The following is a 2,060-nucleotide window of genomic DNA, read 5'->3' as shown; positions in this document are numbered from 1 at the left end:
TGGCGTTCCGTCGCCGCCGCGGCCGTCCCCGGCGGCCCCTCACCGTCCCCGTCCCTCCTCGGACCCCCGCCGCGGCCGAGCCCGGCCGCCCGGAAGAGAGCAGCCATGCACACCAGACGACACTTCCTGCGGTACGCCGCGACCGCCGGAGCGGTCGCACCCCTCCTCTCCGCCTGCGCCCCGTCCCAGGGGACGGGCTCCTCCGGAGGGGCCGCCGTCCTGCGCTACCAGGGCTCCCCGGGAGCCGTCACCCCTCCCGAGCTCGCCGCCGACCTCGGCTACCTGGACGGGGTGGAACTGGACTGGGTCGGCGACACCACCAGCGGCCCCCAGTCCATCCAGGCCGCCGCCACCGGGGACACCGACTACGGCGGGGCGTTCAACGGCGCCATCCTCAAGCTCGTCGCCGCCGGGTCCCCGGTCACCGCCGTCCTCGCCTACTACGGCTCCGACGAGGCGAGCTACAACGGCTACTACGTGCTCGAGGACAGCCCCATCACCGAGGCGCGCGACCTGGTCGGCGCCAAGGTCGCGATGAACACCCTCGGCGCGCACCACGAGTTCGTGGTCCGCGAGTGGCTGGCCCGCAACGGCCTGACCGCGGAGGAGATCGCCCAGGTCGAACTGACCGTCGTCCCGCCCGTCAACTCCGAGCAGGCGCTGCGCAGCGGCCAGGTGGAGGTGGCCACCCTCGGCAGCATCCACCGGGAGCGGGCCCTGGAGCGCGGCGGCCTGCGCCCCCTCTTCACCGACACCGAGCTCTACTCCTTCAGCTACGGCAGCCTCGTGCTGCGCAACGACTTCATCGAACGCGACCCCGACACCACGCGCGCGTTCGTCGAGGGCGTGGCCCGCGCCCTGCGCTGGACGCAGACCAGGCCCCGCGAGGAGGTCGTGGACCGGTTCGTCGCCATCGTCGAGCGGCGGGGCCGCAACGAGGACACCGAGACCATCCAGTACTGGAAGAGCGAGGGGGTGGCCGGCCCCGGCGGGGTGATCGACGAGCGGGAGTTCTCGGTCTGGCACGACTGGCTGGTGCGCAACGGGGAGCTCGCCGAGGGGCAGATCGCCCTCTCCGACGTCTACACCAACGAGTTCAACCCCTACGCCAACGGCACCTACCCGCCCGACTCCGGCCCCGACGGCGAGCCCCTGCCCGCCGCCGAGGGGGCCGCCGGAGGTGAGGACCGGTGACCCCGAAGCTGCGCCTGGAGCACGTCCGGCACGAGTTCACCGTGCGCGACCCCGACCACCCGCGCCGTCCCCCGACCCGCTTCACCGCGCTGGAGGACGTCACCCTCGACATCGGCGCCGGGGAGTTCCTGGTGCTGGTCGGCCCCAGCGGCTGCGGCAAGTCCACCCTGCTGGACCTGCTGGGCGGCCTGGCCCGCCCCTCCTCGGGGCGGATCCTGCTGGACGGCGCCCCCGTCACCGGCCCCGGCCTGGACCGCGGCCTGGTCTTCCAGCAGTACGCGCTGCTGCCCTGGCGCACCGCGCGGGGCAATGTCGAGTTCGGCCTGGAGGCCAAGGGGATCCCTCGCCGGGAGCGCTCCCAGAGGGCCCGCGAGTACCTGGAGCTGGTCGGGCTCTCCGGCTTCGAGGAGCACTACCCGCACGAGCTGTCCGGCGGCATGCGGCAGCGCGTCGCCATCGCCCGCAGCCTCGCCTTCGACCCCGAGGTGCTGCTCATGGACGAGCCGTTCGCCGCCCTGGACGCCCAGACCCGCGAGACCCTGCAGGACGAGCTGCTGCGGATCTGGGAGCGCACCGCAAAGACCGTCCTGTTCGTCACCCACAGCATCGACGAGGCGGTCTACCTGGGGCAGCGGGTGGCCGTGATGACCTCGCGCCCCGGGCGGATCAAGACCGTGATCGACATCGACCTCGACCGGGGCGCCGCCGAGGACCTGCGCTCCGACCCCGCGTTCGGAAAGTACCGCCACACGGTCTGGGCCGAGCTGCGCGGCGAGGTGACCGCCGCCCAGCACCTCGAACGGACCGCCACCACCCGGAAGGACCGCTCCCGTGACTGACACGCTCGCTCCCCCCGCCCCCGCCCC

2 protein-coding genes are annotated in these 2,060 nt (G+C 73.5%); both read left to right on the top strand.

Features of this window, described 5'->3' with window-relative positions; genetic code table 11:
• The first annotated feature begins 105 nt into the window (after nt 1-105).
• Nucleotides 106-1,194, top strand: coding sequence for an ABC transporter substrate-binding protein (locus tag AC529_RS19140; RefSeq protein WP_068758734.1), 1,089 nt, complete (start codon nt 106-108; stop codon nt 1,192-1,194).
• Complete coding sequence (locus AC529_RS19135; RefSeq protein WP_068758733.1) at nt 1,191-2,033, top strand: ABC transporter ATP-binding protein; 843 nt, start codon at nt 1,191-1,193, stop codon at nt 2,031-2,033. Before AC529_RS19140 ends, AC529_RS19135 begins: the two co-directional genes overlap by 4 nt.
• Nucleotides 2,034-2,060: the final 27 nt, after the last annotated feature.

It is taken from the genome of Thermobifida cellulosilytica TB100, from assembly GCF_001517975.1.
GTDB lineage: Bacteria > Actinomycetota > Actinomycetes > Streptosporangiales > Streptosporangiaceae > Thermobifida > Thermobifida cellulosilytica.
The sequence above is the reverse complement of the archived record's forward strand: the minus strand, read 5'-3'. Positions and strand labels throughout refer to the sequence as shown.